The sequence below is a fragment of the Bacillus sp. KH172YL63 genome (assembly GCF_011398925.1).
GTDB lineage: Bacteria > Bacillota > Bacilli > Bacillales > Bacillaceae_B > Rossellomorea.
The window spans coordinates 2,105,607-2,129,503 of record NZ_AP022842.1 but is presented as its reverse complement, the minus strand read 5'-3'; the positions used below and the strand labels follow the sequence as shown (position 1 = coordinate 2,129,503).

Here is a 23,897-nt window from a genome sequence, read left to right as displayed (position 1 = left end):
CATTTGATCAAGGAGATGCTTTATGGGGAATAAGATAGAAATACCAACAATATCCATCATTGGATTATTGGCTTTATCGATTGTTTTTGGTTGGTTCAGATATGGATTTGGTTTATTATTGCCAAAATTCAAGGAAGATTTTAACCTATCTGCTTCTGTACTGGGTATTATCTCCAGTTTAACGTTTCTATCTTTTTTAGTAGGAGCTCTAATTGTTATAATCCTGGTATCACGAAAAGGCTCTCGTCCTGTGATCCTTGCAGGCATTTTTGCAGTATCAACAGGATTGTTGATGGCTGCAATAACACATAACAGCATGATCTTTGCTATTGGATGTACGATTGCAGGATTAAGTCCTGGATTAACGTGGTCATCATTTTCAAACAGTGTAAAACAGCACGTGAAGGAAAGAATCCAGAATCGATCTCTTTCAATCATCAGTACCGGTTCTACCGTAGGGTTAGTGATGATTTCTTCATATTATCTTCTGACAGATGGAGAATGGAGATTGATCTGGGCAACCGGAGGAATAATCGGTTTTGTGATTTTAGTATGGGGATATCGAGCTATTCCAGTTCTCAAAGATAAGCAGACTAGTGGGGATCGTAAACAGATTAATGTTAGGGCATTCATGACCAATCAATCTAAACCGCTTTTTTTGGCTTCACTTTTATTTGGAATCAGTGAAGCAACTTATTGGACATATTCGGCAGACTTTGTTCAGGAGAACTTCACGATAAGTCATGCCAACGCCATTTTCTTTCTAGTTGCAGGTGTCGGAGGGATTGCCGGACTGTGGGCAGGTGACTTCATAAACAAGTTTGGTTATAAAGTGAGTTTTGTTTTTACTGTTCTTCTTTATTCAGGGAGCATAGCATTACTCTTTATAGCTGAAGATTGGTTACTCGTTTGCATATCCGGACTATTGTTTGGTTGCTCATTTATGATTTATGCAGCTTATCTGGCTATTTGGAGTTCAAAGGTGTTCCCTTCAATGCCGGCCCAAGGTTTCAGTTTCAGTATTGTGCTACTAAATATCGGTGCCATCATAGGACCAGCCGTATTCGGTGCCATTTTAGCATTTGTCGCATATAAATGGATATTCTTGATGGTAGGAATAATAGCTTCTCTGAAAGTCATGCTATTCCCGGTAACCGAGGAGACTGCATAAAATCTCTTAGATTCTCAATTGTCACACATAAATAATATTTTAAACTTTTGGCTTACCTTACAGTTGGTAAGTCTTTTTTTAAGAAATATTTGATTTAATGGTAATGATTTGAAATAATTTATATGAAGTTATTGTGATGAAAAAAAGTTTGTAAATCATTGAATCTATATTGATAACAAAATCGTCTAACTTATAAGGAGGTCATAGCATTGAAGTACATCATTCAATACGGAACAGCCCTCATCATCCTAGCCATTTCAAGTTTTTCCGCATGGTACGAAGGCAGTGCGATCAGGGATTACCCCTCCGAGTGGAAGTACACGGCGCTATATTCAAAGATGATGCACGGTGATGTCACCACGCCCGGTGATATTTCACAGCTCGATCATTTTATTTATGCGGCGAAATTCCATCCGTTCTTTCCAATATTCATGGCCCTCAGCATGTCTTATCTTCTCCTTATAAGCGGCGTGAAGTACTTGAAGCATCGTCCCAACATGAGGATGTCTTTTTTCCTAATACTAGCGGCCATTCATCTCCTTCTTTTCCAATTGGTTTCTGCTTCACCAACAGCTGGTGGACAGACTTTCACCATCACTTTTATGATTTTGGGCATGGTTCATCTCTTACTTGCGTTTATGATTTATATTCGCAGTAAAAAAGAGGACCGGCTGGAGGAGGACCCTATTCTGACAAAATAAGGAGGACCAATATGTGGTGGATGCAAGGATTCTATCATTACACTTGGAAAGTCAATGGACTCGCTATTTTAAGCTTTACCTCCAACTGTTTGAGGACAGTGATAAAGGCAGAAACGGATTCGCAGAAAGCGTAAAATCGTTTCTTGCCTGTTGGAATAGCATGTGCGGAAAGATCGCGGTCGAAAGTGTATTTGATCATGAACGGATGAATAGTATCTACAAAGAACTCTCTACATCCATCAAAGAAAATAAGCGGCTTAGGGCGGCATTGATTTATGACGCACAAACAATAGCCGAAACTTCTATGGTTTGCAGTGGTTTCTCTGCAGGAAGTTTATCTCTATCCTTCAAAACCTCAGTTACTATTAAACTTAAAGAAGTCTTGTGAAGAAGATCAATGAAAAGTACATATACAGCATAAAAAGGGGACATCACCATGAACAAGTCTACCATGGCGAAAACAGCAACACTGACAGGCATCATCATAACGTTCGCTTGTTTCTGGTTATACAGGGACTATCAAGACTCCTATCCTCAACCCCATCAAGCCATCCAAGAGGAAGAGAGTGATCTTCAGCTAATCACAGCCTACAAAACAAATGGAAAATCACTCCATTTGTTTATCAAAAATCATGACCATTTAGGTGCTGCATACGCTCATGAAGGCATATTCGGCTGGAAAAGTGACATGCTCACATGGGGACCGATGGATCAGAGTATAGATCGCCATAAGCTATCAGGCATGAAAAGTCACGGGGACAGCATACTGTATGGCCTGATCAGAGATGGCGGCGACCATGCAGTGAAAATCGATCACCAAAGTGCGGTCGTTATCAATCTGTCACTTTTACACCCAAAAGTGGTCGAGGAATATGACCTTGAAGGATTGTATCTATGGTACTTTGAGAAAGATCCTGATGTTACATATGAAATAATTCAGTTGGAGCGGAAGGATACGGATGAGATTGTGGATGAGGTAAATATATAACCATAAATGTTTAGTTTAATATGGGGGTGGTTTCAATCGTATCAAATAGTTTTCACAAACTAGAATTACCTGAACGGATTACATATTTACAAAACACCTTCCAAAAAACCTGGTCCATCCACTCCAGCACAAAATGGATTAAAAGTAATCCAGCCAAAGGACAATGCGGGGTAACAAGCCTGGTTGCAAATGATGTATTGGGAGGAGAAATCCTTAAAACCCCAATGACTGAAGGATGGCACTATTACAACCGATTTGAAGGCTGTCGACATGATTTCACTTCCTCTCAATTTCAAAAGCCAGTGGAATACGAAGACATCCCTTCAAGCAGGGAAGAAGCTTTTACCGATACTACGATTGAGCAATATTCTTATTTAAGAGGGTTGGTGTTGCTTGAATTGACGACTATTAACCAGCCGGAGGAGAGCTAATGAAATCGATCCATATTCTTCATTATGATGCATTTACAAACATACCCGACAAAGGGAATCCGGCAGGGGTCGTATTGAACGGAGATAAGCTGAGCGATCATGAGATGCAAAGCATTGCAAAGAAAGTCGGGTTTAATGAGACAGCCTTTCCTCTAATGTCAGGTGTTGCTGATATAAAAATCCGATTTTTCACACCTGAATCAGAAGTGAATTTATGTGGGCACGCAACGATTGCTGCACTTTACGCATTAAAGACCCGGGGGCTGCTTAGTGACAAACCGACATTAACGATAGAAACAAAGGCGGGAATTCTCCCAATTACCATCTCTTCAGGGAATGGGGACGGACCACTTATTACGATGGCGCAGGCGAAACCGCAGTTGGTTGAGTATGAAGGTTCAAAAAGAATTTTGGCACAGTCTATTGGACTAAAAGAGGAAGATTTACACACTGACTATCCGATTATGTTTGGGAGTACGGGAAAATGGACGTTGCTCGTTCCTATTCATTCTCTGGAAGCCTTTACCTCTATGAAACCGGATCATACATTGTTCCCCCTCGTACTATCCGACATACCACAGGCATCGATCCATCCATTTTGCCTTGAAACATATGATCCGGAAGCCCATATGCACGGTCGGCACTTTTCGGCCCCGTCGTCAGGTACAACTGAAGATCCGGTAACGGGTACGGCCTCTGCCGTCATGGGCGCTTATTATGCCCGGTACATCCATCCGCATCATGATGGCTCCCTTGACCTCATTGTTGAGCAAGGACAGGAAATAGGTAAGGATGGACGGGTGCACGTACATATTGCGAATCATGACGGTTCTCTGAATGTCTCCATTACTGGAAGGGCTGTATTTGTAAAGGCTCTTTTCGTGTAAAATATTGTTTTTAAAAGACTATAACGTTACTACTTTCTGAAATTCGAGAGGGTGGTTATAAGAAGTTACAGGCATAGCAAGCAAAGGTACAAAGTATTTGAATTCTGTTTAGCACTTTGATTTTGAAAATGAATTAGCGTTTAGTCCTGTGAGTTTAGCATTTTTCTTTGTCAGTTGATTGGAGCGGAAGATGCTCGACTCCTGCGGGAACTGATGGACAGGTGAGACCCCGCAGGACGAAGTCCGAGGAGGCTCACCGCCATCCCCGCGGAAAGCGAGCATCTGGAGCGGAAATCAACCGCACCTCGCTTGTTAATAAAATACTACAAGGAGCGAATATCATGAACCTTGTCACACCCATCGTCATAACAACTGCAGTATTATACTTAGCATGGAGAGTAGGGAATAAAGATAAAGAAGGGGAATAAAGTGGCTGAATAAGACACGACATCGCATTGCCCAAATGAATCGAAGGAGATGGAGAAATGGAAATAAAGAAAAGGTTGGGTCTCATTTCATGTAGTTTGTTCGCATTAAGTGCCGTTGCCTATGTAGTCATGCTTACAGGATATGATGGGTTACTTTTTATGGGGGCGCTGCTAGCCCTTGCTGGATTGATCACCGCTCTCTTTTCAGAGAAAGGCTTGTATAAGCGAATCGGGTTGATTGGTAATGGAACATTACTTGTCATTGTCATTCTTGTCCCGACGGTCGTAACGACATTTTTTTGGAATACGCCTTGAGTAAAGTGAAACTATTTTTTAGCAGGATCGTATATACAGACAAACCTTACAGAAATGGGGCAGTGTAGATGTATTGGTTAATCGATCTTGTTGAATCGTTCATTCAAGTGTTTCAAAATCGCCAGGACCGAAGGAATGGAAAGGTGTATAAGAGCAGCGAAGAGAAAATGGAGGAAGATTTCATCTCTTTCAAGAAGGATACGAAGGTGTTTCTGCTGGCGGCACTCATTGTGATCACAGCCGTTATTTGCGCTATTTTCCTTCTGTGATGAATAATCGTGGCAGGTACCCAATATATAATAGTGAAAGCTTATCCTATTATGTATCATAAGGTGCTGATCTTTTGTACAGGAACAGAAGTGTGAATTTCGTCATTATCTGCCTTATTTGTCTTTTGGTCATCCTCATTGTTCACGTGATATTCCATTTGAAGGTTTATATTGTATACAGTGCCAATGTAGGGTCCATTTTCATGATCGGGTTGATCATTTTTCTCATTACGCTCCTCTTTTTTAAAGGATGATCGAGCCCGTACGATACAGGGAAGGGAAGCCCAATGAAAACTTGGGGTTCTTTTTTTTATGAAAATATGATTGACATTCTCTACTGTAAATCATATTATTACAGTACAAAGATCAACTGTAACTTTTTTTATTCTATTTAGAAGGAGTGTGCTTTTACTATGGTAAATTTATATGTGACGCCAAGCTGTACGTCGTGCCGGAAAGCAAAAGCGTGGCTTGAGGAGCATTCCATCGAATATACCGAAAGAAATATCATAAATGAACCGTTGAATGTGGATGAAATTAAATCAATCCTTCGTCTGACTGAAAATGGAACAGAAGAGATCATATCGAAGAAGTCAAAGGCGTATCAGGAGCTGAACGTAGAGATTGATTCGCTGCCGCTTAAGGAACTATATACAATCATTCAGGAGAATCCGCAAATGTTGCGCAGACCGATCATCTTAGATGAAAAACGGTTGCAGGTAGGATACAATGATGAAGAAATCCGCAGCTTCCTTCCAAGGAAAGTGCGTGCAGTCTCGTTTCAAGAGTTACAACGATTGGCTAATTAACCGCCGTGCGGTCTCCTTGACAAGTTAAACTGTAACAGATAACATTGCAGTAATATTTCAGCGAGGGGAGGCATCCCATGAATAGTAATTTTACTCTGGCCATTCACAGTCTGACGTATCTTGCACTGCAGATGGACCGGATGTCTACAAGCGATGCGATTGCGGAAAGTGCCGGTGTCCATCCGGTCCGAATCCGTAAAGTGCTTAGTTTATTGAAAAAACAAGGATTCATCACCTCAAAAGAAGGTACAGGCGGAGGATTTATCTTCATCCGGGAATTAAGCGAAATCAATCTGTGGGACATCTACAGACTTACCTCGGAAGGCGCACTTCAACCGAAATGCACCGAATCGAACGAGGCTTGTGTCGTGGGGGCCAACATGAAAAGCGTCCTCTTTCACATCTTTCTCGGTGCTGAAGAGAAACTTGGCGATTACTTAAAGAATTATACAATCAAGGACATTGTCGATTTAATTAATAGAGAGAAATAAGCCATACTGATCGGGGAGGAGATTACACATGTCTAACAACCAATCAATCTTAAAAACAGGCGACTGGATCAAAGGAACTTCTCGGGAAGGTGAATTATTCATCGGGTATATCGAGAACTTTGACCTCCCTGGCGGAACCATCAAAGCAAAGATCGTCACTAGCGATAACAAAACAATCGAGGGTAAAACCATCCCGATGCTGAGCAAACAGGTTACACAAATCCCTGATGCGCCAGTGAAAAATAAAGAACAACTCCAACACTTGATCGATCTCGCCCTGGCGACAGGGGATAAAGAATGGTTCATGGAATTGACTTCGAAGTTGGAAAGCGATAGCGAATAGAATGTTGACAAATATGCGTCTCGGGATATCCTGGGGCGTTTTTCTTATAAAGGGATAAGGATTTACCCAAACCACTCTCCTGGTATAGATGCTTTTAGAGGTTCACCAACATAAAAAAGCCAACACTCCCATTATCACAATAAGAGCATTGACCTTTAACTGTCCTCATCCAATGACCGTCCCAACTTCCTATAAGTATTTCAATTCCTCTGTCAATCGGAGAAACTTCTCTTTATTCCGGTTACACAATGAATCATCAATTCCCTCTAATATCTGTTCTTTCCTAAATGTCATCAGGGATTTCTCCAGAACCATTTCTGCGAACAATGAATACAAATGCCTGACCTCACCCTGTGGGGAATTAAGTAAATGCTTTTTCATGAAAATCAGCTCCTTGCGTTGTTTTTATCTATATTCACCATTCTCAGAATGTTCAAACATAATTTTGTCGATTTTTGATGTCGATTATTAAAAAATCTCATACTCTGCATCTCTTATATGCTATTTTTCACATAGTAAAAGTATGAACATGTGTTAAATGATGCACAAAAGGTCCGTCCCTCATAAACAGGGACGGACCTTTCTATTCTTCATGCACCGTATCATTCTCCAGTTGTTCTTTCCTGCCCGCTTTCACCAGATAGTATGCGGTGATGGCAGAGGTGACCGGGATGGCAAGGGCGACGCCGATTCCTGCCGATCCGATGAAGATCATTTCTGACGTGAATACTTTGGAATTCACGATTTCCCCGATGGAATAGGAAAGATCCTTAAACCAGATTAAAAGGCCAAGATAGCCTCCAAAGAAAGCAAAGAAGAGGGTGTTGGCACTTGTACCTAGAATATCCCTGCCGATGCTCATTCCTGAAGAGAAGAGCGCCTTCCTTGATATCGAAGGGTTGTGATAAGCGATTTCCCGCATGGGGGAAGAGATTGATATGCTTACATCAATGATTGCCCCGATCGTACTCATGATAATCATAGATGCACCGATCTTGACGAAATCGACTCCGACGTAAAGGGAGAATGCCCCGATTTCTTCCGTTTCTTCCTCACTGAAGCCCTGGATCATCGCAGCGTCTGTCAGAGCAAGAATGAAGAAAATCAAAGCACCTGTCGTAATGATGGTCGAAATGAATGCTGTCATTGTTTTAATGTTGATTTCGCTGATATAAAAAAGGGAAATGCAGCTGATCAACACACATGCAATCAACGTCAGGACGATCGGGTTCATCGCAGGATCATTCATCATAATGATCGCAAGCAGCAGTACCCCTGTGTTCAAAAATAATGCAACGAACGATCGTGCACCTTTTTTGCCCCCGATACTGACCATCAGGATGAAAAGGATGATACCGAGAATGTATTGTACGCTCATGATTGCACCCTCTTCCTATTTACAAAATAGATCGCCGTGAAGATGCCGATCGGGATTGCAAGCACAATCCCGATGCCTCCGCTCAGTGCCCTTGTCATCTCGAGGGAAAGATTCATTGTAAGGGTGAAACCGAGGGGAGAGGCGTTTTTGAAATACAGGATCAACATCGGGATCCCGCCGCTGATATAGACGAAGAACAGGATATTGGTCATCGTCCCCATGATGTCTTTCCCGATATCAAACCCTGATTTGGTAAGGGCTTTGGTTGATATGGCAGGGTTCTTTTCGTATAAACCGAAAATGGAGGAAGAAAGCGTGATCGCTACATCCATGACCGCGCCTAAACAGCCGACGAGGATACCGGCCATAAATACCATCTGATAAGGTCTGGTCAGAAACTGCATTTCCTCATATCGCAGGCCTTTTCCGTCGGTGAACGAAACAGCCACATAGCTGATTGCAAGCGTCAGGAAGGTTCCAATCAGGGTTGCCACCACTGCCGCATAGGTTTTCTCGTTAAAGCCGTTCACGAAAAGGAGCGATACAAGCGTAAAGGCGATGACCCCGATACTGCACGCAATCAACAGACTGATATTTTCAGAGTTGAGATACACATCCAGGGCGTATGAAAGAATCCACGCATTGACCCCGAGGGTGATCAAGGAGAACAGCCCCTGCTTTTTTCCTACAATTAAAAGGAATAGGATGAAAGCCAGGGTGATGATCATCAGTGATTGATCCCGCTTCACATCTTCAATATTCCCGGTTAAACCATCTTCTCCGTCATGAATGGTGACAAACAATTCATTCCCGGGGTGATAAGGCTGATCATTGGCCCTTGAATCTGAATACTTGTTCGACAGAGAGATTGTCTTACCTTTATGGGTACCGTTCTTCAGCACAGCTTGAATTTCCTGTATGTATAGCCTGTCTTTATTACCTGTCATATCTTCCATCTCAGTGGATTCTGCCTGCTTTACCGAGGTCACTTCCGCAATTGGCCGATCATAGAGGCCCTGATTATGGTTGACGAAATAGATCGCCCCGATCACCATCACCAGCGGGAAAGCGTAGAATCCAACTGTCTTTAAAGTTGTTCTCTTCAATGTTCCAAACACAAAAAAATCCTCCAACTCATCCGTAATCGTCGAAGGTGCACCCACTTTCCCTGCACCATCGGTCTTGAACCATTATTCCACAACCCTTCTGATTACGCAAAGGGCGGGGGACGGACCTGGATCTCACAGTTTCCTTGTGAACAGGTAAGTCTCGAATATGGGGGGCAAGAGGAGGAAACATGGAGCAAATAAGAGGATGGTTTCTGTAACTTCCGAGAATGGAGGCAAAAACAAATAACTGATGCCGGAAATCAAGATCAAAGCGGACCAGAAAATGAACCGTTTTGCTCCATATCGGTTGATGACATACCAGTTCTCATCTGACTCAAACGCCTTGCCAAGGCGCATACCATAATGTTCATTCATCTTGATTTTACCGATCAGGAGTGGAATGTTTATTCCAATCATGATCAAACTTAAAGAAATGGAAATCAGTGATACCCCTAAATTTTCCATATGCAGAAGCCCTCCCCAATATAAAACATCTTGTAATAATTTTACCACAATAAGGAAATAGTTTGAGAGTAAAATAAAAAGTGTCCATTCAACATGAACACTTCGACCACACAGATGACCGTCACGCCGCATCGAATGCGTAACGCCAATCATCTTCCTATAGCCTAAAGTATGAAACGCGTTTCATAGCAAGTAACTTTTTTGATATCATGATGGATTTTTTCACATAGATTGTCGCTACTATTAGACTTTAAGGTGAGCATCATTGCTAATTTGAGACTGTGAAATAATAAATTGCCATAGCAATGAACCAAGAGCATTGTATTTGAATGACGATAATTACTACTATTCAGAAGATGAATTTATCCAGTGAATTTATGGTTTTTAACTTCGATGGTTGATTGGAGCGGAAGATGCTCGACTCCTGCGGGAACTGATGGACAGGTGAGACCCCGCAGGACGAAGTCCGAGGAGGCTCACCGCCAGCCCCGCGGAAAGCGAGCATCTGGAGCGGAAATCAACCGCATCTGACCTATTTCAAACCACCATGTTTATGAAAACTTTTAAAAGACATGAATTAATTCTTCATTCATACACTATTTACGAGGTGAATAAAATGCCCAGAGTGAAATATACAGACGCAGATGTTGCCTTGATGGCAAGGATGATGAGAGCGGAAGCAGAAGGTGAAGGGAAGCAGGGGATGCTCTATGTCGGAAATGTGATCGTGAACCGGGCCAAAGCCGACTGTCTGGACTTTAAAGACGTAAGGACCATCAGGCAGGTCATCTTTCATGTGCAGGGAGGGAATTATTCCTTTGAGGCGGTGCAAAAAGGCAATCTTTTCTACAACAGGGCGAGATCGGTGGAAAAGAAATTAGCGAAGAAAAATCTCGATTACTGGAGCCAGCATCCGGGTAAATATGCCCTTTGGTATTTCAATCCCTATGCCCCTTGCCCGCCCACCTGGTACGGCCAGCCGTTTGCCGGCCAATACAAAAATCACTGCTATTATGAACCGAAGGCGGGGACGTGCGCGAGCGTTTATACCGGAGGATGAAACAGCATTGGACCGGCCGGGGATACCCCTTATCCGGTCCAATGTAAAATAAATGAGAAATACAACTTGTTGAATATTCTGAATTATAATACTATTTTAAGTAGATGAAGTGTTCGTTTTAAAGAATGGTGCATCTTGATGGCTTCTCACACCGGTAAGAGCTCTTCATAGTGTAAGGTGAATCGTTCCATGAGTTTCCTGCAGCCTAAGTGGTACGGACGTCGTGATGTTTAGGAAGGGGAAGGAGGGAAGTCTATTTGATTGATGAGAATAATCCTGTACCTTATCACCTCCAGATCAAAAGCATACTTCGTAAGGAAATTGTGAATGGACTGTATAAGGAAAGGATACCGAGTGAGAGGGACTTGATGGATCGATTTTCAGTCAGCCGCACCACGATTAGGGAAGCGGTCTCCCACCTGGTCAGTGATGGAGTCCTCGAAAAGATTCATGGCAAAGGAACCTTTATATCCCGCAAGGCACCGGTGCATGAATGGCTCGATTCGTTGAGCAGTTTGACCGATACGATCAGGAAGATGGGGATGGTGCCCGGCTCGAAGCTATTGCAGTATGGAATGGTGACTGACACAGAGGGAATATGCTCAATGCTTGATACAGACGACATCTTTTTGATTGAAAGGTTGCGGACGGCTGATACGACGCCGATTGCGATAGAAAGGCATTTTTATCATCAGGAGATCGGAATGAAGCTAACAGCATTCAATTTAAACGATCTCAGTATTTATGATCTTCTTGAAAAGGATTTAGGCATAGAGATCGAAGAGGCTGAACAGTTCATTTCGTGTAAAGTCGTGTCTGAAGCAGATGCGGCAGAGCTTGCCATCTCGGACGGTTCGAGTGTGCTGTGCGTGGAAAGGGTGATGACCGATGCCGGCGGTAAAAAGATTGAATACTATACCAGTGTCTTCAGGCCCGATATGTATGTTTTTCGAATCAAGACCAAACGAAGGAAATAACAAGTTGAGAAGAAGGGGTGAACCGTTCAGTTGAGTGAACTATTTTTGCCGGCCAGGTTGAAGGTTGGACCAGGTGCTTTAGGAAACCTTGGAGAGATTGTAAAAGACCTGCATGCCTCCCATTTATTTATCGTCACCGGATCCCTTATGACGAAAGAACCATTTCAAACCCGCTTAAAATTCCTTATAAATGAAAGCGCTTTAAAATCGACCTTTTTTACAGGAATACACGGAGAGCCTACGACTAAGCATGTCACAGCTGCACTTTCAAAATTGAAGGAGTCAGGAGCAGATTGTGTGGTGGCGATCGGCGGGGGAAGTGTCATCGATTTAGCGAAGGCAATCTCTGTTCTTGCTGTGGAAGACTGTATGGAATTGACTAGCATACCTGAAATGACCTCTCTTAAGAGACTTCCTCTTGTTGCCATTCCCACTACGGCCGGTACCGGTTCTGAAGCGACGAAGGTGACAGTCATTACAGACACGGCCAAGAATGTGAAGCTCAATCCCGGTCATACGGGGTTGATTCCAGACGCAGCGATACTTGATCCGGAATTATCGGTGAGTTTACCAAAAGCTTTGACCGCCTATACCGGGCTCGATGCACTCTCTCACGCAATGGAGGCCTATGTATCTGTCAAAGCGACACCTATGAGTGATCTCTTTGCAATAGAAGCGATCAGGTTGATCGGGGAGTGGCTTCCAAAGGCTTATAGTGATGGCGGAGATATGACAGCGAGAGAACGGATGCTTCTCGGAAGCTGGCATGCAGGTGTGGCCTTTTCCAATTCTTCTACGAATCTTGCACATGCGATGGCACGTCCGCTCGGGACTCTCTTTCATATTCCACACGGTCTGAGTGTTGCCCTTTTGATGCCTTTCGTTGTGGAATACAGTATGGCATCCGCCAGGGAACGTTATGATGATATAGCCAAGGCGCTAGGATGCAAAGGGGAATCCAAACCAGGAAACAATGTAACTTCCAGACTGGTGGAATTCAATGATGAGTTTGAGATTTGGAGAGACGGGGCAGCGTACTTTCACGATCTGAAAGATTTCAAGACTCACATGGCGCTTTTGGTGAGAGACGCCTTATCAGGAAATGGCATCCTCACAAATCGGCAAATTCCTGATGGACAGGATATCGAGAATATTTATCAGAAGCTTGCTTCACATCTTCATATGTTTCAACAGGCATAGAGTTATCAATTCAAATATCAGGGGGTACATGATGGGAGAACGTTGTGGTGGCGAAGTCATCGCCAATATGCTGAGAATGGAAAATGTTGATAAAGTATTCGGGATCATCGATGGAACGTATTTCGGATTTTATTCAAACCTTGAAAGCAATGGGGTCGAACTGATCACTCCGAGGCACGAAACGAGTGCAGCTCATATGGCCGGGGCATATGCCCGTGTGACCGGAAAGGTCGGTGTGTGCATGGCAAGCAATGGTCCCGGTGTTGCCAATATCCTGCCCGGCCTCGTAGTGGAAGAAGGAGAGGGAAACCGGGTGCTTGTGATTACGAGCTCAAGGAGAACCGGCATCATGTATCCTGACCGGGGAGGTACATATCAATGCTTCGATCAGACCGGTGTCATTTCGAAGATCGCGAAATGGAGTGAGGCCGTCCCGTCATTTGACCGCATCCCTGAAATGATGAGGACGGCGCTTAGGAAGTGTTATGAAGGCAGGCCTGGTGTTGTCCATATCGATATTCCGGAAAATATTCTGAATACAAAGCAGAAGTGTGACCTCACTTTTATGAAACCGGAGCAATACAGAGTGACGGAACTGCCCGGTGCGTCAGAAGGGCAGCTTGAAAGGGCAGCTGATCTTCTGATAGGTGCAGACTATCCGATGATACATGCCGGAAGCGGGATCATTCATTCCCGTGCGTACGAGGAACTGGAAATGGTGTCGAATCTTTTGCAGTCCATGGTGACGACAAGCTGGGCTGCGAGGGGGAGCATGCCTGAAACCAATCCCCTCATGCTGCCGATGATTCATATTGCCACTAACAATAAGCTGCGTAATGAAGCAGATGTCGTCCTTGTCCTCGGTTCACGACTCGGCGAGACGGATTGGTGGGGCAAAGCACCGTATTGGAATTCCAATGAGAAAGTCATTCAGGTGGATTTGGATCCTGGTATCCTCGGAGCCAATAAGCCTGTTGATTTGGCGATACAGGCAGATGCCAAAACGTTCCTGACCCAGCTTTACGGGCGCTTGTTTAAACGGCGGGAAGAAATAGCCGTGGATGGAAGAAAAGCAAAGAACGAGAAGATCATAGCGGAAAAAGATAAAAACCGAAAAAAACTGGACCAGCATCTTGAAGATATGTCTGTTCCGATGAATTCAGCCCATGTGCCTTCGATCTGCCAGGAAGCATTTCCCGAGGGAACGACGTTTGTGCTGGATGGCGGCAATACCGTAATCTGGTCCAACTTTTTCTATGAAGTCAAAACACCCGGATCGGTTCTTTCCACGTACAAATTCGGTATGTTGGGCGCAGGACCTGGGCAGGCATTGGGTGCAGCCGCAGCAAACCGGAATCAGCCGGTATGTTGCATCATCGGGGACGGGGCGATGGGCTTTCATCCGCAGGAAATTGAAAGTGCTGTCAGAAACGAACTGCAGATCGTCTTTCTCGTGATGTGCGATAAACAGTGGGGAATGGTGAAGATGAATCAGCAGTTCGCACTGAAGCCGGTCAAAACATTGATAAAGAAATCATTGAGTCCAGAGGAGACGATCAATGCGGATTTAGGGGTCATCCAATTTGATCAGCTTGCAGAAAGTATGGGTGCGCACGGGGAGTATGTCAACGACCCGAGGGACCTGAAGGCAGCCATCGAACGCTCCCTTGAAACGGGAAAATGCTCCGTGATCCATGTGGATGTCGATCCTGTGAAACATATGTGGGCACCTGGGTTGAAATACTTCAAGGATATGCATCAGGAGCCGAAGGGTAAATAATGGGCATCGATCAGGTTCAGCTGAACTTTAATCCGACTACGCTGACCATCTTGAATGTCATCATCGGGTTCATTATGTTTGGTGTAGCGCTGGATTTGAAACCATCGGACTTTAAACGGACATTTTCAACCCCTAAACCTATGTTGATTGGCCTTACTGCACAATTCTTCCTGCTGCCGGCATTCACGTTCCTATTGGTATCGTTCATCCAACCGATCCCAAGCATCGCCCTTGGCTTATTCATGATCGCAGCCTGTCCTGGAGGGAATTTATCGAATTTCATCACCTATCTGTCTAAAGGCAATACGCCGCTTTCGATTTCCATGTCAGCGGTGGCGACGGTTGTGGCGATCTTTATGACGCCGGTGAATGTGATGTTCTGGGGCTCCCTCTATCCAGGGACGTCAGAACTGCTCAGAAGCTTCACCATCGACCCGGTGGAAATTCTGTTCACCATCTTCCTGATGCTCGGCCTTCCGCTGATGATCGGGATGCTGGTTCGTTACCGCTATCCATTATGGGCACAAAAAGTGAATAAAGGGATGAAATATCTGTCTATCGCGTTTTTCATCCTGTTCCTGCTTGCCGCATTGGCATCAAATTTCACCTACTTTCTCGAGTATGTCGGAATGGTCGTGCTGGTCGTGTTCCTTCAGAATCTAATTGCCCTTCTGTCTGGTTATTTCTCTGCACGTCTATTCGGACTTCCGGAAGCCGATCGCAGAGCCATCGCAGTGGAGGTCGGAATACAAAATTCAGCCCTTGGACTTGTATTGATCTTTAATTTCTTTGGCGGGCTCGGCGGGATGGCGATCGTCGCCGCCTGGTGGGGTGTATGGCATCTGCTGTCCGGATTGTCCCTTGCAGCATTCTGGTCAAAAAGGGACCCGCACGGAGCAATTCCTGTCAGTAAGGAGGTCCAGCTATGAACGTATTGATCACAGGGGCAGCCGGGTACCTTGGAAATACGCTGCTCCGTAAAATGATTGAACACATCGATGAAAAAGGTGCAGATTGGAATATCGTCGCCACCGACATCAGAGGGATCAATCTCGAACATCCTCATCTGCATGCCGTTGAAATGGATATCCGTTCACCACGCATCTCAGACGTTATGAAGACGTATGATGTGGATACCGTCGTCCATCTCGCATCAATCGTCACCCCTGGAAAAAAGAGCAGCCGGGCATTCGAGTATTCGGTCGACGTATTGGGAACGGAGAATGTGTTGAAAGCGTGTGTGAAAAATCAGGTGAAACGGATTGTGCTGACATCAAGCGGTGCGGCCTATGGGTATCATCCAGACCAGCCGGAGTGGCTGACGGAGGATGATCCGGTCCGTGGGAATGAAGAATTTGCCTATTCCTATCATAAGCGTCTCGTAGAAGAGATGTTATCAGCATACAGGGATCAATACCCTGAACTTCAACAAGTGATTTTCCGGATTGGGACCATTCTTGGCGATGGGACGAATAACCAGATCACCGCCCTGTTCGACAAGAAGCTGCTGGTCGGCGTCAAGGGGTCCAAAACTCCCTTTGTGTTTATTTGGGACCAGGATGTTGTTGAAATCCTGTTGAAAGGGGTGACAGGTAACAAAACCGGCATCTTTAACGTCGCCGGGGACGGAGCCGTCACCATCGACGAAATCGCATCTTTATTAAAGAAGAAGGTGATCCGTTTTCCCGCATGGCTGCTGTCAGCCTTCCTTTTTATCCTGAAAAGACTTTCCCTGACGGCGTACGGTGAGGAGCAGGTGAACTTTCTCAGATATCGCCCGGTGCTCGATAACAGCAGGTTAAAGCATGAGTTCGGCTATACGCCGGCACTGACGTCAAAAGAAGTATTCCTTTACTATATGGAGAATAAAGGTTTCGATCCAGCTACGCAGGCAGATAGCTCTCACACGAGGTCGACGGGGACCGGTGGCGCCAAGCATCAGCTATAACAGGAAAAGGGGGGAGATTGGTTGAAAGCACATCCCGATTTTACAGGTAAGAAGATTATGATCACCGGGGCTGCCGGCGGACTCGGCCGCGCCCTTTCCGTTGCTTTCGGGAAGAAGGGGGGGACGATTCTTGCCCTCGATTTGGACGTTCAGCAACTGAGCAGCCTGAAGGAGTTCCTCGCTGAAAAAGAGATCCACTGCACGGCATATCCATGTGATATTTCTGATAAGGAACAATGTCAGCGTACGGTGGAGGAAATAGTGAAAGAGCATGCAACCATTGATATCGTGATTCATAATGCAGGGATTTCCCACCGGAGCCCTTTTAAGGAAACCAAGATCGATGTGCTCGAGCAAATCATGAATGTGAACGTAAACGGAACGATCGCCCTCACCCATTTCACATTGAATGCTTTGCTGGAAACACAAGGAACGTATGTTGTGGTATCAAGCGTCGCCGGCTTTGCCCCGCTGATGGGAAGGACAGGGTATGCTGCAAGTAAGCATGCTTTACACGGCTTCTTTGAAACGCTGCGGGTCGAAGTGGAGGATGCCGGTGTGAATGTCCTGATGGTGTGCCCTTCTTTCATGAAGACAGGGATGGAACACCATGCGATGGCAGGGGACGGTAAACAGGTAACCCGAAAGAAAGAGACGGTCGGGACCGTCCTGAGCCCGGAATATGTTGCCGGAAAAATCGTGGATGGTGTTCAGTCCAGAAGAAAAAGGCTTTATATCAGCCCGGTTGCAAAAATGTCTCTCCTAGTCCACCGGGTGATGCCGTCCCTATATAGCCGGATGATGAAGAATAAAATGAGGGGAGAATTCAAGTCGGAATGAAGCCTTTTCCAAAGGTAGCACTATTATTTGCGTGTATTCTTCTGGCAGGATGTTCCCCTGCCTATGAAGAGAGCAGGGGATTTAAAGAATCATCTCTCCTTCGTTTTCCGGTTCCCATGGATGCTGAATCAAATACACCTCCCGACACCGATCACACCCATATCGACCGAGTGGAGAAATTCAGCTTAGCGAATATAGGCGGTGAGCAGGCCTTGGTTTTCCCTGAAGCGTATCATCAGTACTTGGAAAAGAAGGGTTGGATCCGCCAGGAAGATCGTCAGGCAGGATCGGTCCATTTTTATCAAAAAGGGAAAAAGCTGGTTGCCATTGAGATGGAAGAGGATGCATTCACCCTCTATGAATGGAAGGAAAACTAGAAAAATGAAAAGGTCCGGTTCACTGGAAAGCGTGTGGCGCTTCAGTGGACCGGACCTGTTTTATTCCGCACAACAAAGGCCATAACCGCTTTGGCCTTTGTTGGATGATGTGATTGAAGTAGATGTTAATCACGAAGGGCGTTGTACTCCTCTGTTAAGCGGAGGAATGCTGCTTTGTCCCTGTTACATAATGCCTGGTCGATTTGTCTTTCGAGTTGCTCTTTCCGGAATGTCAGTAGAGCCTCGTCTAATACCATTTCTGCGAATAATGAATTCATGTAGCCAACATCATGCTGAGATGAATGAAGCACATACTTTTTCATGAAAAATCAACTCCTTGACCTTTTTTTAATTATACTAAATATTGCCTGAATATTCAAACGTTTTGAGAAAATTAAGTAAAAAAATGATTCTGGCATAATTTTTTCTCGTATTTATGACGAGCTCCTCCAAAAGTTGCAGGAAAAGTCTGTCGAAAGGCCGGGGGAGGACGGTGAAAGGTTGAATACAATAAAAGGGACGAATTATCAGTGAATTCCCAGAATTCGATTTATAGTGAATATTTTCATTGATTGGTATAAAATAGAATTTTGTGAGGGGTGAAATCATGAATTTATTCAATACAACGATCAAACATTTTAAACCTTATTGGAAAACACTGTTGGTGGCTCTTTTGTTTTCCATTATAGGAGGTCTCTTTACGATTGTGCCTTCGATCCTCGTCAAGCGCCTGGTCGACGATGTGATTGTCGGAGGTGACACGGCGTTTCTTCTGTGGGTTGTCGGTGGGATTCTTGGGGCATACCTCGGGAAATCACTTTTTGAAACGATGCAGGAGTATGTGCAGGTGAAAATCGGTCTCGATGTGATTACGGATATGCAGATCAGGGCATTCAGGAGACTGCACCGGACACCGATGTCATTTTTCTCGAAAACACCAAGAGGGGATATGCTGTTCCGCCTCACCCATGATGTGGAATCCATCCAGAACTTGAATAATACGGTCGTCCCCCGTATCCTTCAGCAAGTGGTGGGTGCGGTTGCAGCATTCTCAACCGTTTTTATCCTGTTCTGGCCAGCTGCGATCGTGATGTTTGCGGTATTTGCCATTTATATTATTCCTTCTTTCACGTTAGGCAAGAAGATGCGTCTGATGAGTGCGACTCAGCGGGAAATGAGTGCGGATATGTATCATCACCTGCAGGAAAGCATTGAAAGTGTCAGATTGGTACGTACTTATCAGACACAGGACTTGGAGGTCGGCACCCAGGAGCAGAAGCTCAATCGCTGGAAGCAATTTTCGATCCGTGCCGCACTGATCGGGAAGGTGAACTGGCGTCTAGGCAACCTCTTTAATATTGCGGCACCGGGCGTCGTGATGCTGATCGGAGGGTGGGCAGTCTGGGACGGGCGTATTACGGTCGGTACCCTTGTTGCCTGTCTGAGCTTCATCCCGATCATGTTCCTGCCGGTGCGGTCGATGGCGGAGCATGCCTTGACCATACAGCAGGCGATTCCGGCCCTGCGGAGGATTTATGAATATTTCGACCTGCCGGAAGAACACGAAGAGGAGCTTCCTTCCTTTGGAGAAGTGAAAGGAAAGATCGATCTACAGAATCTGTGGTTTTCTTATCCAGGCACTGATAAACAGGTGCTAAAAGGCGTCTCCATTTCCCTTGACCAGGGAAATCATATCGGAATCGTAGGGACGAGCGGCGGAGGGAAGAGTACCCTCGTCCAGCTGTTGCTCGGCATGTATGAACCGGATCAAGGCGCGGTGTTAATCGATGATAAGAACTTGTTTTCGTATAACCGGAATTCTTTCAGGAAACAGGTAGGCGTCGTGTCCCAGGAAACGTTCCTGCTCAACAATACGCTGCGGCAGAATCTGTTATACGGGAAACCGGATGCTTCAATCGAAGAATTGGAAAAGGCCGTGGAGGCGGCAGGCTTGAAAGAACTCATTGACTCCCTGGAAGAAGGATATGAAACGATTGTCGGGGAGAGAGGACTGAAGCTATCAGGAGGCCAGCGTCAGCGTGTGGCGATGGCAAGGGCGATCCTGCGGCAGCCGCCGCTGTTGATCTTTGATGAAGCGACTTCTTCACTCGACGGTGAAACCGAAGAACGCGTGCAGGCATCTCTTGAAAAGCTGATTCCAGGCCGTACGACGATCACCATCGCACACCGCCTGGTCACAGTGAGGAAAGCCGATGTGATTATCCTCCTTGATCAAGGTGTGATAGCCGAAAAGGGCACCCATGAAGAGCTGCTCCTGCAGAAGGGGAAATATTATGAATTATACAGGGCTCAATACAAAGAACTGGAAAAGGAGATGATTGGATGAGTTCGATCTCAGTCTCCCGCAAAAAGAACGGAGACGGAAGGAGGGTTCTCGCCTTCCTTCGTCCCTATAAAAAATGGGTGATCGCGGATTCTGTGGTCATTGCCATCTCTCAGGTGTTTTCAGCACTGATTCCGACGCTCGCCCTCAGCTGGCTCATCGATACGATCCTTCCAAATGAGGAATACAACTGGCTTTGGGGTTTGATGTGGTTATTGATCCTGTCTGCAGTCCTTGATCTCGTGATGATGGTGATCGACGAGTACTTCTGCCATCAGACGGCTAAAACCGTGACCAATTGGCAGAAGCTCAGACTTTTCCGTCACCTGCAGATTGTGCCTTATTCTTTTTACCATCATAATTCTACCGGGGAAATGCTTGCGAGGGTGTCGGATGATCCTGATACACTCCATAATTTCCTTGCGTGGGAAGGCTCGACATTCATGGCGAGCGTACAGGGTGTCTTCATATACAGCCTTGTCCTCCTGTGGATACACCCCTACTTGATGATCACAAGCGTTGTCCTCGGCGTGATCTTCTATTGGACATCGAATGTGGTGGGCGCACGGACAAGGTCCGCTGCTGCCGATGCAAGGAAAGAAGCTTCGAGGTATCTTGAAAGACTCAGGGAATCCGTGACAGGGATCCATCTATCGCGGGTGATGGGGGTATCCGACAGCGAAGTGGATAGTGTGTTGACGATTCGGGACAGCTTCGTCCGCCATTCTGTGAAGGAATTGAAGGCACGGATGCAGTCGGTGATCGTAATCGCGAGCTACAACGGCTTTGCCCTCGGAATCGTCTATCTGATCAGTACATTATTGATTTGGGATGGAAATCTGACGAGCGGTCAAATGCTGACTGCAGGAGGACTCGTAACCATCGCGGCCAATGAAATGCAGAAACTTCTCCGAAACTGGCTGTCAGTGAGAAGAACAGGTCCGGCACTCGATCGGTCTGAACTTCTCCTCGCAGAGAAAGTGTCGATCGCTGAGAGTACAGAAGGAATGGGGGGAGGCCGGGCAAGCGGGCACCTTTCCCTGGAAAACGTCACATTCTCCTATCCCGGGAAAGATGAAGAAGTCCTTAAAGGGATCTCTTTCACTGTCGGGGCAGGTGAAAAGTGGGCACTTGTCGGTCCGAGTGGATCTGGGAAGTCGACGATCGTGGATCTTTTATTCAAACTGTACGATACCGGTGCAGGAAGCATCAAAGTCGACGGCCGGGACATCCGGGAGTGGGATACGGCATGGCTCCGTTCCCAGATGGCGATCGTGACGCAGGACGTCATGCTCAGAAGCGGGACCCTTGCTGAAAATTTACGGATCGGAAAACGGGATGCAACAGATGAAGAACTCATTGAAGTGATGGAAGACAGCGGACTGGGAGAGCTTCTTGCCACATTGCCTGAAGGGCTTGAAACCCCTGTCGGTGAAAGGGGAAGCCTGCTTTCAGGAGGTCAGAAACAGCGACTCTCACTCGCCAGGGCCCTCCTGAAAGACGCGCCGATCCTCATCCTCGACGAAGCGAGTTCAGCACTGGATCCAATCACTGAAACTAAAATCAACGAAGCTGTGTTGAGATCAGGGAAACATCAGACCATCATCATCGTTTCTCACCGGTTAAGCACCGTCCTGTCTGCCGATCAAATCGTCGTCTTAGAAAATGGGCGCATCGTTGAAGCAGGAAAGCACACAGATTTACTTCAGGATAAAACAGGCGTCTATTCCCGGCTGTTTGGCAGGGAAGCTGAAATCGGCGGCACGACGGTAGATCATGTTTCCTGATTCTTCATGAATGGGATCAAATTCCATACTTGTTATCACATGTCCCAATAAAAAATCCGAACGTATTCGATGAGTGTGTAGGTCGAATAATCGTTCGGATTTTTTTATATCAAAAAGTTGTACGAAAGGAATTACTGCAGGCGCTGCGGCGGTTCGTTTCTGTGATGCCCGTCAGCGACTTCTTTGAAGATGTCCTGCTTCTTCCCGGCCTCCATCTGCATTCCATTTGTGCTAGAAGGATCCAATAGCAGGTGAATGCGCTGGATTTCCTGTTGCAGACGTTCGATGTCCTGTTTCGTGGCATGCTGTGCATGGGATTTTAATTCATAACCAACCTGACCATTCGGTTCAAGGGTTGCCCACTTTACGTTGTCGATGGAGGCGACGCCGTGCTGCCGCAGTTTCATTTCCAGCTGATCGACCGTGAACCTCAGGCTTTTGAGATTGGTTTCATTGAGCTGACCGTTTTGAATGAGGATTTTCGACTTTCCGGTGATGAATGTTTCAACCGTATCAGATTTAACCTGGACATATTCTATGATAACGAGCGACAGTACAAGCATCATCCCCACAGCCAGTGTAGCAAACACGCTTTCACCGGCGAGGGGTTGAATGAGCAATGAACCTATCCCAATCATGATGACGGTCTGGGCCAGGGTCATTTGGGAAATCGATTTTCTTCCGGCGATCCGGAGTAATAATGTTCCGCCGATTACGATGATGATCGCTTTCCACAGCAGGTCCATGTCCATGGGGTCCCCCTCCTTTACTAAGTATCCTTAGTATTTTGCTTAAAACATGTAATATACCCGTTTCCGCTTGATTCTGACATCGGGGAACACCATGCCCATTTCTGCATATAATATCGTGGAAAAATCTGAAGGGAATGAACGTTATGAATCACAGATCGATTTCATCGGCTCCTTACGGGATAACAGAACCGGACTCAGCTCATACCATCCTTGAAGGGATCAAGAGAAAAGCGGCTTCCACAGACCTTTATTACCGGTTAATGGGTGCCGCTCCGACCCAACACCACGGTACGTCTCTACAGCGTATGTTGGAAGACGAGCAGCGTCATTGGCAGCAGTTAACCGATCTCTACATGTCTATGACCGGCACACAGCCGTCTTTTCACCCTGAACGTATTGAAGTTTCTACTTATCTGGAAGGTTTACACAAGGGCTATGAAAAAGAGCTGGCTGGTTATGAGCACTTCCGGATCGCCTGTTTGAATGCAAGGCATCAGGAGGCGTATGACGTTTTGATGAATGCATGCATGGACGGCTGGGCGCATGCAAAACAGTTAAACAGTCTGGCGGGAGAATTGAGCAGGATCACATCGGAAGATTACGGTCCGGCGCCGTATGTTATCAATATTGATGAAGCAACAGTGAACAATGAAGCGTTCAGAAAAGCCATCTGGACAGGGAGACATTTGCAGGTTACCCTGATGAGCATCAAACCGGGGGAGGAGATCGGTCTTGAGATCCATCCATACCTTGATCAGTTTCTCCGTCTCGAACAGGGAAATGGAGTGGTCAAAATGGGAGATAGACAGGATCTATTAACTTTCGAGAAAGTAGTATCAACAGATGATGCCATCATCATCCCTGCGGGTACATGGCATAATCTGATCAATACAGGACAAGAACCAATCAAACTGTACTCGATATACGCCCCGCCTCAGCATCCACACGGCACGGTTCACCAGACCAAGGCGGATGCAGAGGCAGCTGAGGCAGGGATGGAGGGTAATGGATATACGTACTGAAGGGAGGGAGTATGGAACTGGGCAC

At 45.8% G+C, this 23,897-nt stretch carries 28 protein-coding genes; 22 read left to right on the top strand and 6 right to left on the bottom strand.

Going from position 1 to position 23,897, the window contains the following annotated elements; genetic code table 11:
- Positions 1-22 precede the first annotated feature (22 nt).
- The 11 genes from KH172YL63_RS10605 (at position 23) to KH172YL63_RS10555 (ending at position 6,833) form a co-directional block, all read left to right on the top strand.
- Positions 23-1,171, top strand: coding sequence for an MFS transporter (locus tag KH172YL63_RS10605; protein ID WP_173106067.1), 1,149 nt, complete (start codon positions 23-25; stop codon positions 1,169-1,171).
- A 209-nt stretch (positions 1,172-1,380) separates the two neighbouring features.
- On the top strand, positions 1,381-1,872 hold the full coding sequence (locus tag KH172YL63_RS10600; protein ID WP_173106066.1) for a YjdJ family protein: 492 nt from the start codon (positions 1,381-1,383) through the stop codon (positions 1,870-1,872).
- Positions 1,873-1,885: 13 nt separating this feature from the next.
- Entirely contained in the window at positions 1,886-2,260 is a 375-nt protein-coding gene (locus tag KH172YL63_RS10595) for a hypothetical protein (protein WP_173106065.1), read from the top strand.
- Between the two features lie 48 nt (positions 2,261-2,308).
- A complete protein-coding gene (locus tag KH172YL63_RS10590) occupies positions 2,309-2,860 on the top strand; it encodes a hypothetical protein (protein ID WP_173106064.1) in 552 nt (183 codons plus the stop codon).
- A 20-nt stretch (positions 2,861-2,880) separates the two neighbouring features.
- The gene (locus KH172YL63_RS10585; RefSeq protein ID WP_232065992.1) at positions 2,881-3,291 is read left to right on the top strand and encodes a YunG family protein; all 411 of its coding nucleotides are present in this window, start codon (positions 2,881-2,883) and stop codon (positions 3,289-3,291) included.
- On the top strand, positions 3,291-4,178 hold the full coding sequence (locus tag KH172YL63_RS10580; protein ID WP_173106063.1) for a PhzF family phenazine biosynthesis protein: 888 nt from the start codon (positions 3,291-3,293) through the stop codon (positions 4,176-4,178). Before KH172YL63_RS10585 ends, KH172YL63_RS10580 begins: the two co-directional genes overlap by 1 nt.
- Before the next feature lie 485 nt (positions 4,179-4,663).
- Positions 4,664-4,921, top strand: coding sequence for a hypothetical protein (locus tag KH172YL63_RS10575; protein ID WP_232066174.1), 258 nt, complete (start codon positions 4,664-4,666; stop codon positions 4,919-4,921).
- Between the two features lie 68 nt (positions 4,922-4,989).
- Positions 4,990-5,190 carry a hypothetical protein gene (locus tag KH172YL63_RS10570; RefSeq protein WP_173106062.1) on the top strand — a complete coding sequence of 67 codons (201 nt, stop codon included), beginning with the start codon at positions 4,990-4,992 and terminating at the stop codon, positions 5,188-5,190.
- 413 nt (positions 5,191-5,603) lie between these two features.
- Positions 5,604-5,999 (top strand): transcriptional regulator SpxA, encoded by a 396-nt coding sequence (spxA, locus tag KH172YL63_RS10565; protein ID WP_173106061.1) that lies wholly within the window; start codon positions 5,604-5,606, stop codon positions 5,997-5,999.
- 77 nt (positions 6,000-6,076) lie between these two features.
- Positions 6,077-6,490, top strand: coding sequence for an RrF2 family transcriptional regulator (locus KH172YL63_RS10560; RefSeq protein WP_173106060.1), 414 nt, complete (start codon positions 6,077-6,079; stop codon positions 6,488-6,490).
- Positions 6,491-6,518: 28 nt separating this feature from the next.
- Positions 6,519-6,833: an IDEAL domain-containing protein gene (locus KH172YL63_RS10555; protein ID WP_173106059.1), complete on the top strand. Its 315-nt coding sequence runs from the start codon at positions 6,519-6,521 to the stop codon at positions 6,831-6,833.
- Between the two features lie 189 nt (positions 6,834-7,022).
- Here KH172YL63_RS10555 and KH172YL63_RS10550 read toward each other — a convergent pair whose 3' ends face one another.
- The 4 genes from KH172YL63_RS10550 to KH172YL63_RS10535 form a co-directional block, all read right to left on the bottom strand.
- Positions 7,023-7,214: an IDEAL domain-containing protein gene (locus KH172YL63_RS10550; RefSeq protein ID WP_173106058.1), complete on the bottom strand. Its 192-nt coding sequence runs from the start codon at positions 7,212-7,214 to the stop codon at positions 7,023-7,025.
- Between the two features lie 202 nt (positions 7,215-7,416).
- Entirely contained in the window at positions 7,417-8,211 is a 795-nt protein-coding gene (locus KH172YL63_RS10545) for a YibE/F family protein (protein ID WP_173106057.1), read from the bottom strand.
- The gene (locus tag KH172YL63_RS10540; protein ID WP_173108133.1) at positions 8,208-9,266 is read right to left on the bottom strand and encodes a YibE/F family protein; all 1,059 of its coding nucleotides are present in this window, start codon (positions 9,264-9,266) and stop codon (positions 8,208-8,210) included. Before KH172YL63_RS10540 ends, KH172YL63_RS10545 begins: the two co-directional genes overlap by 4 nt.
- 186 nt (positions 9,267-9,452) lie before the next feature.
- Positions 9,453-9,785 carry an SdpI family protein gene (locus tag KH172YL63_RS10535; RefSeq protein WP_173106056.1) on the bottom strand — a complete coding sequence of 111 codons (333 nt, stop codon included), beginning with the start codon at positions 9,783-9,785 and terminating at the stop codon, positions 9,453-9,455.
- A gap of 616 nt (positions 9,786-10,401) precedes the next feature.
- Here KH172YL63_RS10535 and KH172YL63_RS10530 point away from each other — a divergent pair.
- From KH172YL63_RS10530 to KH172YL63_RS10495, 8 genes are all read left to right on the top strand, one after another.
- On the top strand, positions 10,402-10,845 hold the full coding sequence (locus tag KH172YL63_RS10530) for a cell wall hydrolase (protein WP_173106055.1): 444 nt from the start codon (positions 10,402-10,404) through the stop codon (positions 10,843-10,845).
- A 257-nt stretch (positions 10,846-11,102) separates the two neighbouring features.
- Positions 11,103-11,822, top strand: coding sequence for a GntR family transcriptional regulator (locus KH172YL63_RS10525; protein ID WP_173106054.1), 720 nt, complete (start codon positions 11,103-11,105; stop codon positions 11,820-11,822).
- Between the two features lie 30 nt (positions 11,823-11,852).
- Positions 11,853-13,022 (top strand): iron-containing alcohol dehydrogenase, encoded by a 1,170-nt coding sequence (locus KH172YL63_RS10520; protein ID WP_173106053.1) that lies wholly within the window; start codon positions 11,853-11,855, stop codon positions 13,020-13,022.
- Between the two features lie 31 nt (positions 13,023-13,053).
- Positions 13,054-14,802: a thiamine pyrophosphate-binding protein gene (locus tag KH172YL63_RS10515; RefSeq protein WP_173106052.1), complete on the top strand. Its 1,749-nt coding sequence runs from the start codon at positions 13,054-13,056 to the stop codon at positions 14,800-14,802.
- Entirely contained in the window at positions 14,802-15,731 is a 930-nt protein-coding gene (locus tag KH172YL63_RS10510) for a bile acid:sodium symporter family protein (RefSeq protein WP_173106051.1), read from the top strand. The genes KH172YL63_RS10515 and KH172YL63_RS10510 overlap by 1 nt, the downstream gene beginning before the upstream one ends.
- The gene (locus KH172YL63_RS10505) at positions 15,728-16,750 is read left to right on the top strand and encodes an SDR family oxidoreductase (protein WP_173106050.1); all 1,023 of its coding nucleotides are present in this window, start codon (positions 15,728-15,730) and stop codon (positions 16,748-16,750) included. Before KH172YL63_RS10510 ends, KH172YL63_RS10505 begins: the two co-directional genes overlap by 4 nt.
- Before the next feature lie 21 nt (positions 16,751-16,771).
- Entirely contained in the window at positions 16,772-17,590 is an 819-nt protein-coding gene (locus KH172YL63_RS10500; RefSeq protein WP_173106049.1) for an SDR family oxidoreductase, read from the top strand.
- Positions 17,587-17,967, top strand: coding sequence for a hypothetical protein (locus KH172YL63_RS10495; RefSeq protein ID WP_173106048.1), 381 nt, complete (start codon positions 17,587-17,589; stop codon positions 17,965-17,967). The genes KH172YL63_RS10500 and KH172YL63_RS10495 overlap by 4 nt, the downstream gene beginning before the upstream one ends.
- Positions 17,968-18,092: 125 nt before the next feature.
- Here KH172YL63_RS10495 and KH172YL63_RS10490 read toward each other — a convergent pair whose 3' ends face one another.
- Positions 18,093-18,290, bottom strand: coding sequence for an IDEAL domain-containing protein (locus tag KH172YL63_RS10490; protein ID WP_173106047.1), 198 nt, complete (start codon positions 18,288-18,290; stop codon positions 18,093-18,095).
- Positions 18,291-18,574: 284 nt separating this feature from the next.
- On the opposite strand from KH172YL63_RS10490, the gene KH172YL63_RS10485 reads away from it, so the two are divergent.
- Both KH172YL63_RS10485 and KH172YL63_RS10480 read left to right on the top strand, forming a co-directional pair.
- The gene (locus KH172YL63_RS10485; protein WP_173106046.1) at positions 18,575-20,314 is read left to right on the top strand and encodes an ABC transporter ATP-binding protein; all 1,740 of its coding nucleotides are present in this window, start codon (positions 18,575-18,577) and stop codon (positions 20,312-20,314) included.
- Positions 20,311-22,098 carry an ABC transporter ATP-binding protein gene (locus tag KH172YL63_RS10480; RefSeq protein WP_173106045.1) on the top strand — a complete coding sequence of 596 codons (1,788 nt, stop codon included), beginning with the start codon at positions 20,311-20,313 and terminating at the stop codon, positions 22,096-22,098. The genes KH172YL63_RS10485 and KH172YL63_RS10480 overlap by 4 nt, the downstream gene beginning before the upstream one ends.
- 131 nt (positions 22,099-22,229) lie before the next feature.
- Here the strand turns inward: KH172YL63_RS10480 and KH172YL63_RS10475 are convergent, their stop codons facing one another.
- Complete coding sequence (locus KH172YL63_RS10475; protein WP_173106044.1) at positions 22,230-22,850, bottom strand: DUF421 domain-containing protein; 621 nt, start codon at positions 22,848-22,850, stop codon at positions 22,230-22,232.
- A 143-nt stretch (positions 22,851-22,993) separates the two neighbouring features.
- On the opposite strand from KH172YL63_RS10475, the gene KH172YL63_RS10470 reads away from it, so the two are divergent.
- Positions 22,994-23,872 carry a cupin domain-containing protein gene (locus tag KH172YL63_RS10470; protein ID WP_173106043.1) on the top strand — a complete coding sequence of 293 codons (879 nt, stop codon included), beginning with the start codon at positions 22,994-22,996 and terminating at the stop codon, positions 23,870-23,872.
- Positions 23,873-23,897 lie beyond the last annotated feature (25 nt).

What these genes read in the sequence shown, in the direction of transcription:
- KH172YL63_RS10605 (WP_173106067.1), top strand. Translation starts at nt 23, where the DNA reads ATGGGGAATAAGATAGAAATACCAACAATATCCATCATTGGATTATTG.
- KH172YL63_RS10590 (WP_173106064.1), top strand. Translation starts at nt 2,309, where the DNA reads ATGAACAAGTCTACCATGGCGAAAACAGCAACACTGACAGGCATCATC.
- KH172YL63_RS10585 (WP_232065992.1), top strand. Translation starts at nt 2,881, where the DNA reads ATGGGGGTGGTTTCAATCGTATCAAATAGTTTTCACAAACTAGAATTA.
- KH172YL63_RS10580 (WP_173106063.1), top strand. Translation starts at nt 3,291, where the DNA reads ATGAAATCGATCCATATTCTTCATTATGATGCATTTACAAACATACCC.
- KH172YL63_RS10575 (WP_232066174.1), top strand. Translation starts at nt 4,664, where the DNA reads ATGGAAATAAAGAAAAGGTTGGGTCTCATTTCATGTAGTTTGTTCGCA.
- KH172YL63_RS10570 (WP_173106062.1), top strand. Translation starts at nt 4,990, where the DNA reads ATGTATTGGTTAATCGATCTTGTTGAATCGTTCATTCAAGTGTTTCAA.
- spxA (WP_173106061.1), top strand. Translation starts at nt 5,604, where the DNA reads ATGGTAAATTTATATGTGACGCCAAGCTGTACGTCGTGCCGGAAAGCA.
- KH172YL63_RS10560 (WP_173106060.1), top strand. Translation starts at nt 6,077, where the DNA reads ATGAATAGTAATTTTACTCTGGCCATTCACAGTCTGACGTATCTTGCA.
- KH172YL63_RS10555 (WP_173106059.1), top strand. Translation starts at nt 6,519, where the DNA reads ATGTCTAACAACCAATCAATCTTAAAAACAGGCGACTGGATCAAAGGA.
- KH172YL63_RS10550 (WP_173106058.1), bottom strand. Translation starts at nt 7,214, where the DNA reads ATGAAAAAGCATTTACTTAATTCCCCACAGGGTGAGGTCAGGCATTTG.
- KH172YL63_RS10545 (WP_173106057.1), bottom strand. Translation starts at nt 8,211, where the DNA reads ATGAGCGTACAATACATTCTCGGTATCATCCTTTTCATCCTGATGGTC.
- KH172YL63_RS10540 (WP_173108133.1), bottom strand. Translation starts at nt 9,266, where the DNA reads ATGGTGATCGGGGCGATCTATTTCGTCAACCATAATCAGGGCCTCTAT.
- KH172YL63_RS10535 (WP_173106056.1), bottom strand. Translation starts at nt 9,785, where the DNA reads ATGGAAAATTTAGGGGTATCACTGATTTCCATTTCTTTAAGTTTGATC.
- KH172YL63_RS10530 (WP_173106055.1), top strand. Translation starts at nt 10,402, where the DNA reads ATGCCCAGAGTGAAATATACAGACGCAGATGTTGCCTTGATGGCAAGG.
- KH172YL63_RS10515 (WP_173106052.1), top strand. Translation starts at nt 13,054, where the DNA reads ATGGGAGAACGTTGTGGTGGCGAAGTCATCGCCAATATGCTGAGAATG.
- KH172YL63_RS10510 (WP_173106051.1), top strand. Translation starts at nt 14,802, where the DNA reads ATGGGCATCGATCAGGTTCAGCTGAACTTTAATCCGACTACGCTGACC.
- KH172YL63_RS10505 (WP_173106050.1), top strand. Translation starts at nt 15,728, where the DNA reads ATGAACGTATTGATCACAGGGGCAGCCGGGTACCTTGGAAATACGCTG.
- KH172YL63_RS10495 (WP_173106048.1), top strand. Translation starts at nt 17,587, where the DNA reads ATGAAGCCTTTTCCAAAGGTAGCACTATTATTTGCGTGTATTCTTCTG.
- KH172YL63_RS10490 (WP_173106047.1), bottom strand. Translation starts at nt 18,290, where the DNA reads ATGAAAAAGTATGTGCTTCATTCATCTCAGCATGATGTTGGCTACATG.
- KH172YL63_RS10485 (WP_173106046.1), top strand. Translation starts at nt 18,575, where the DNA reads ATGAATTTATTCAATACAACGATCAAACATTTTAAACCTTATTGGAAA.
- KH172YL63_RS10480 (WP_173106045.1), top strand. Translation starts at nt 20,311, where the DNA reads ATGAGTTCGATCTCAGTCTCCCGCAAAAAGAACGGAGACGGAAGGAGG.
- KH172YL63_RS10475 (WP_173106044.1), bottom strand. Translation starts at nt 22,850, where the DNA reads ATGGACATGGACCTGCTGTGGAAAGCGATCATCATCGTAATCGGCGGA.
- KH172YL63_RS10470 (WP_173106043.1), top strand. Translation starts at nt 22,994, where the DNA reads ATGAATCACAGATCGATTTCATCGGCTCCTTACGGGATAACAGAACCG.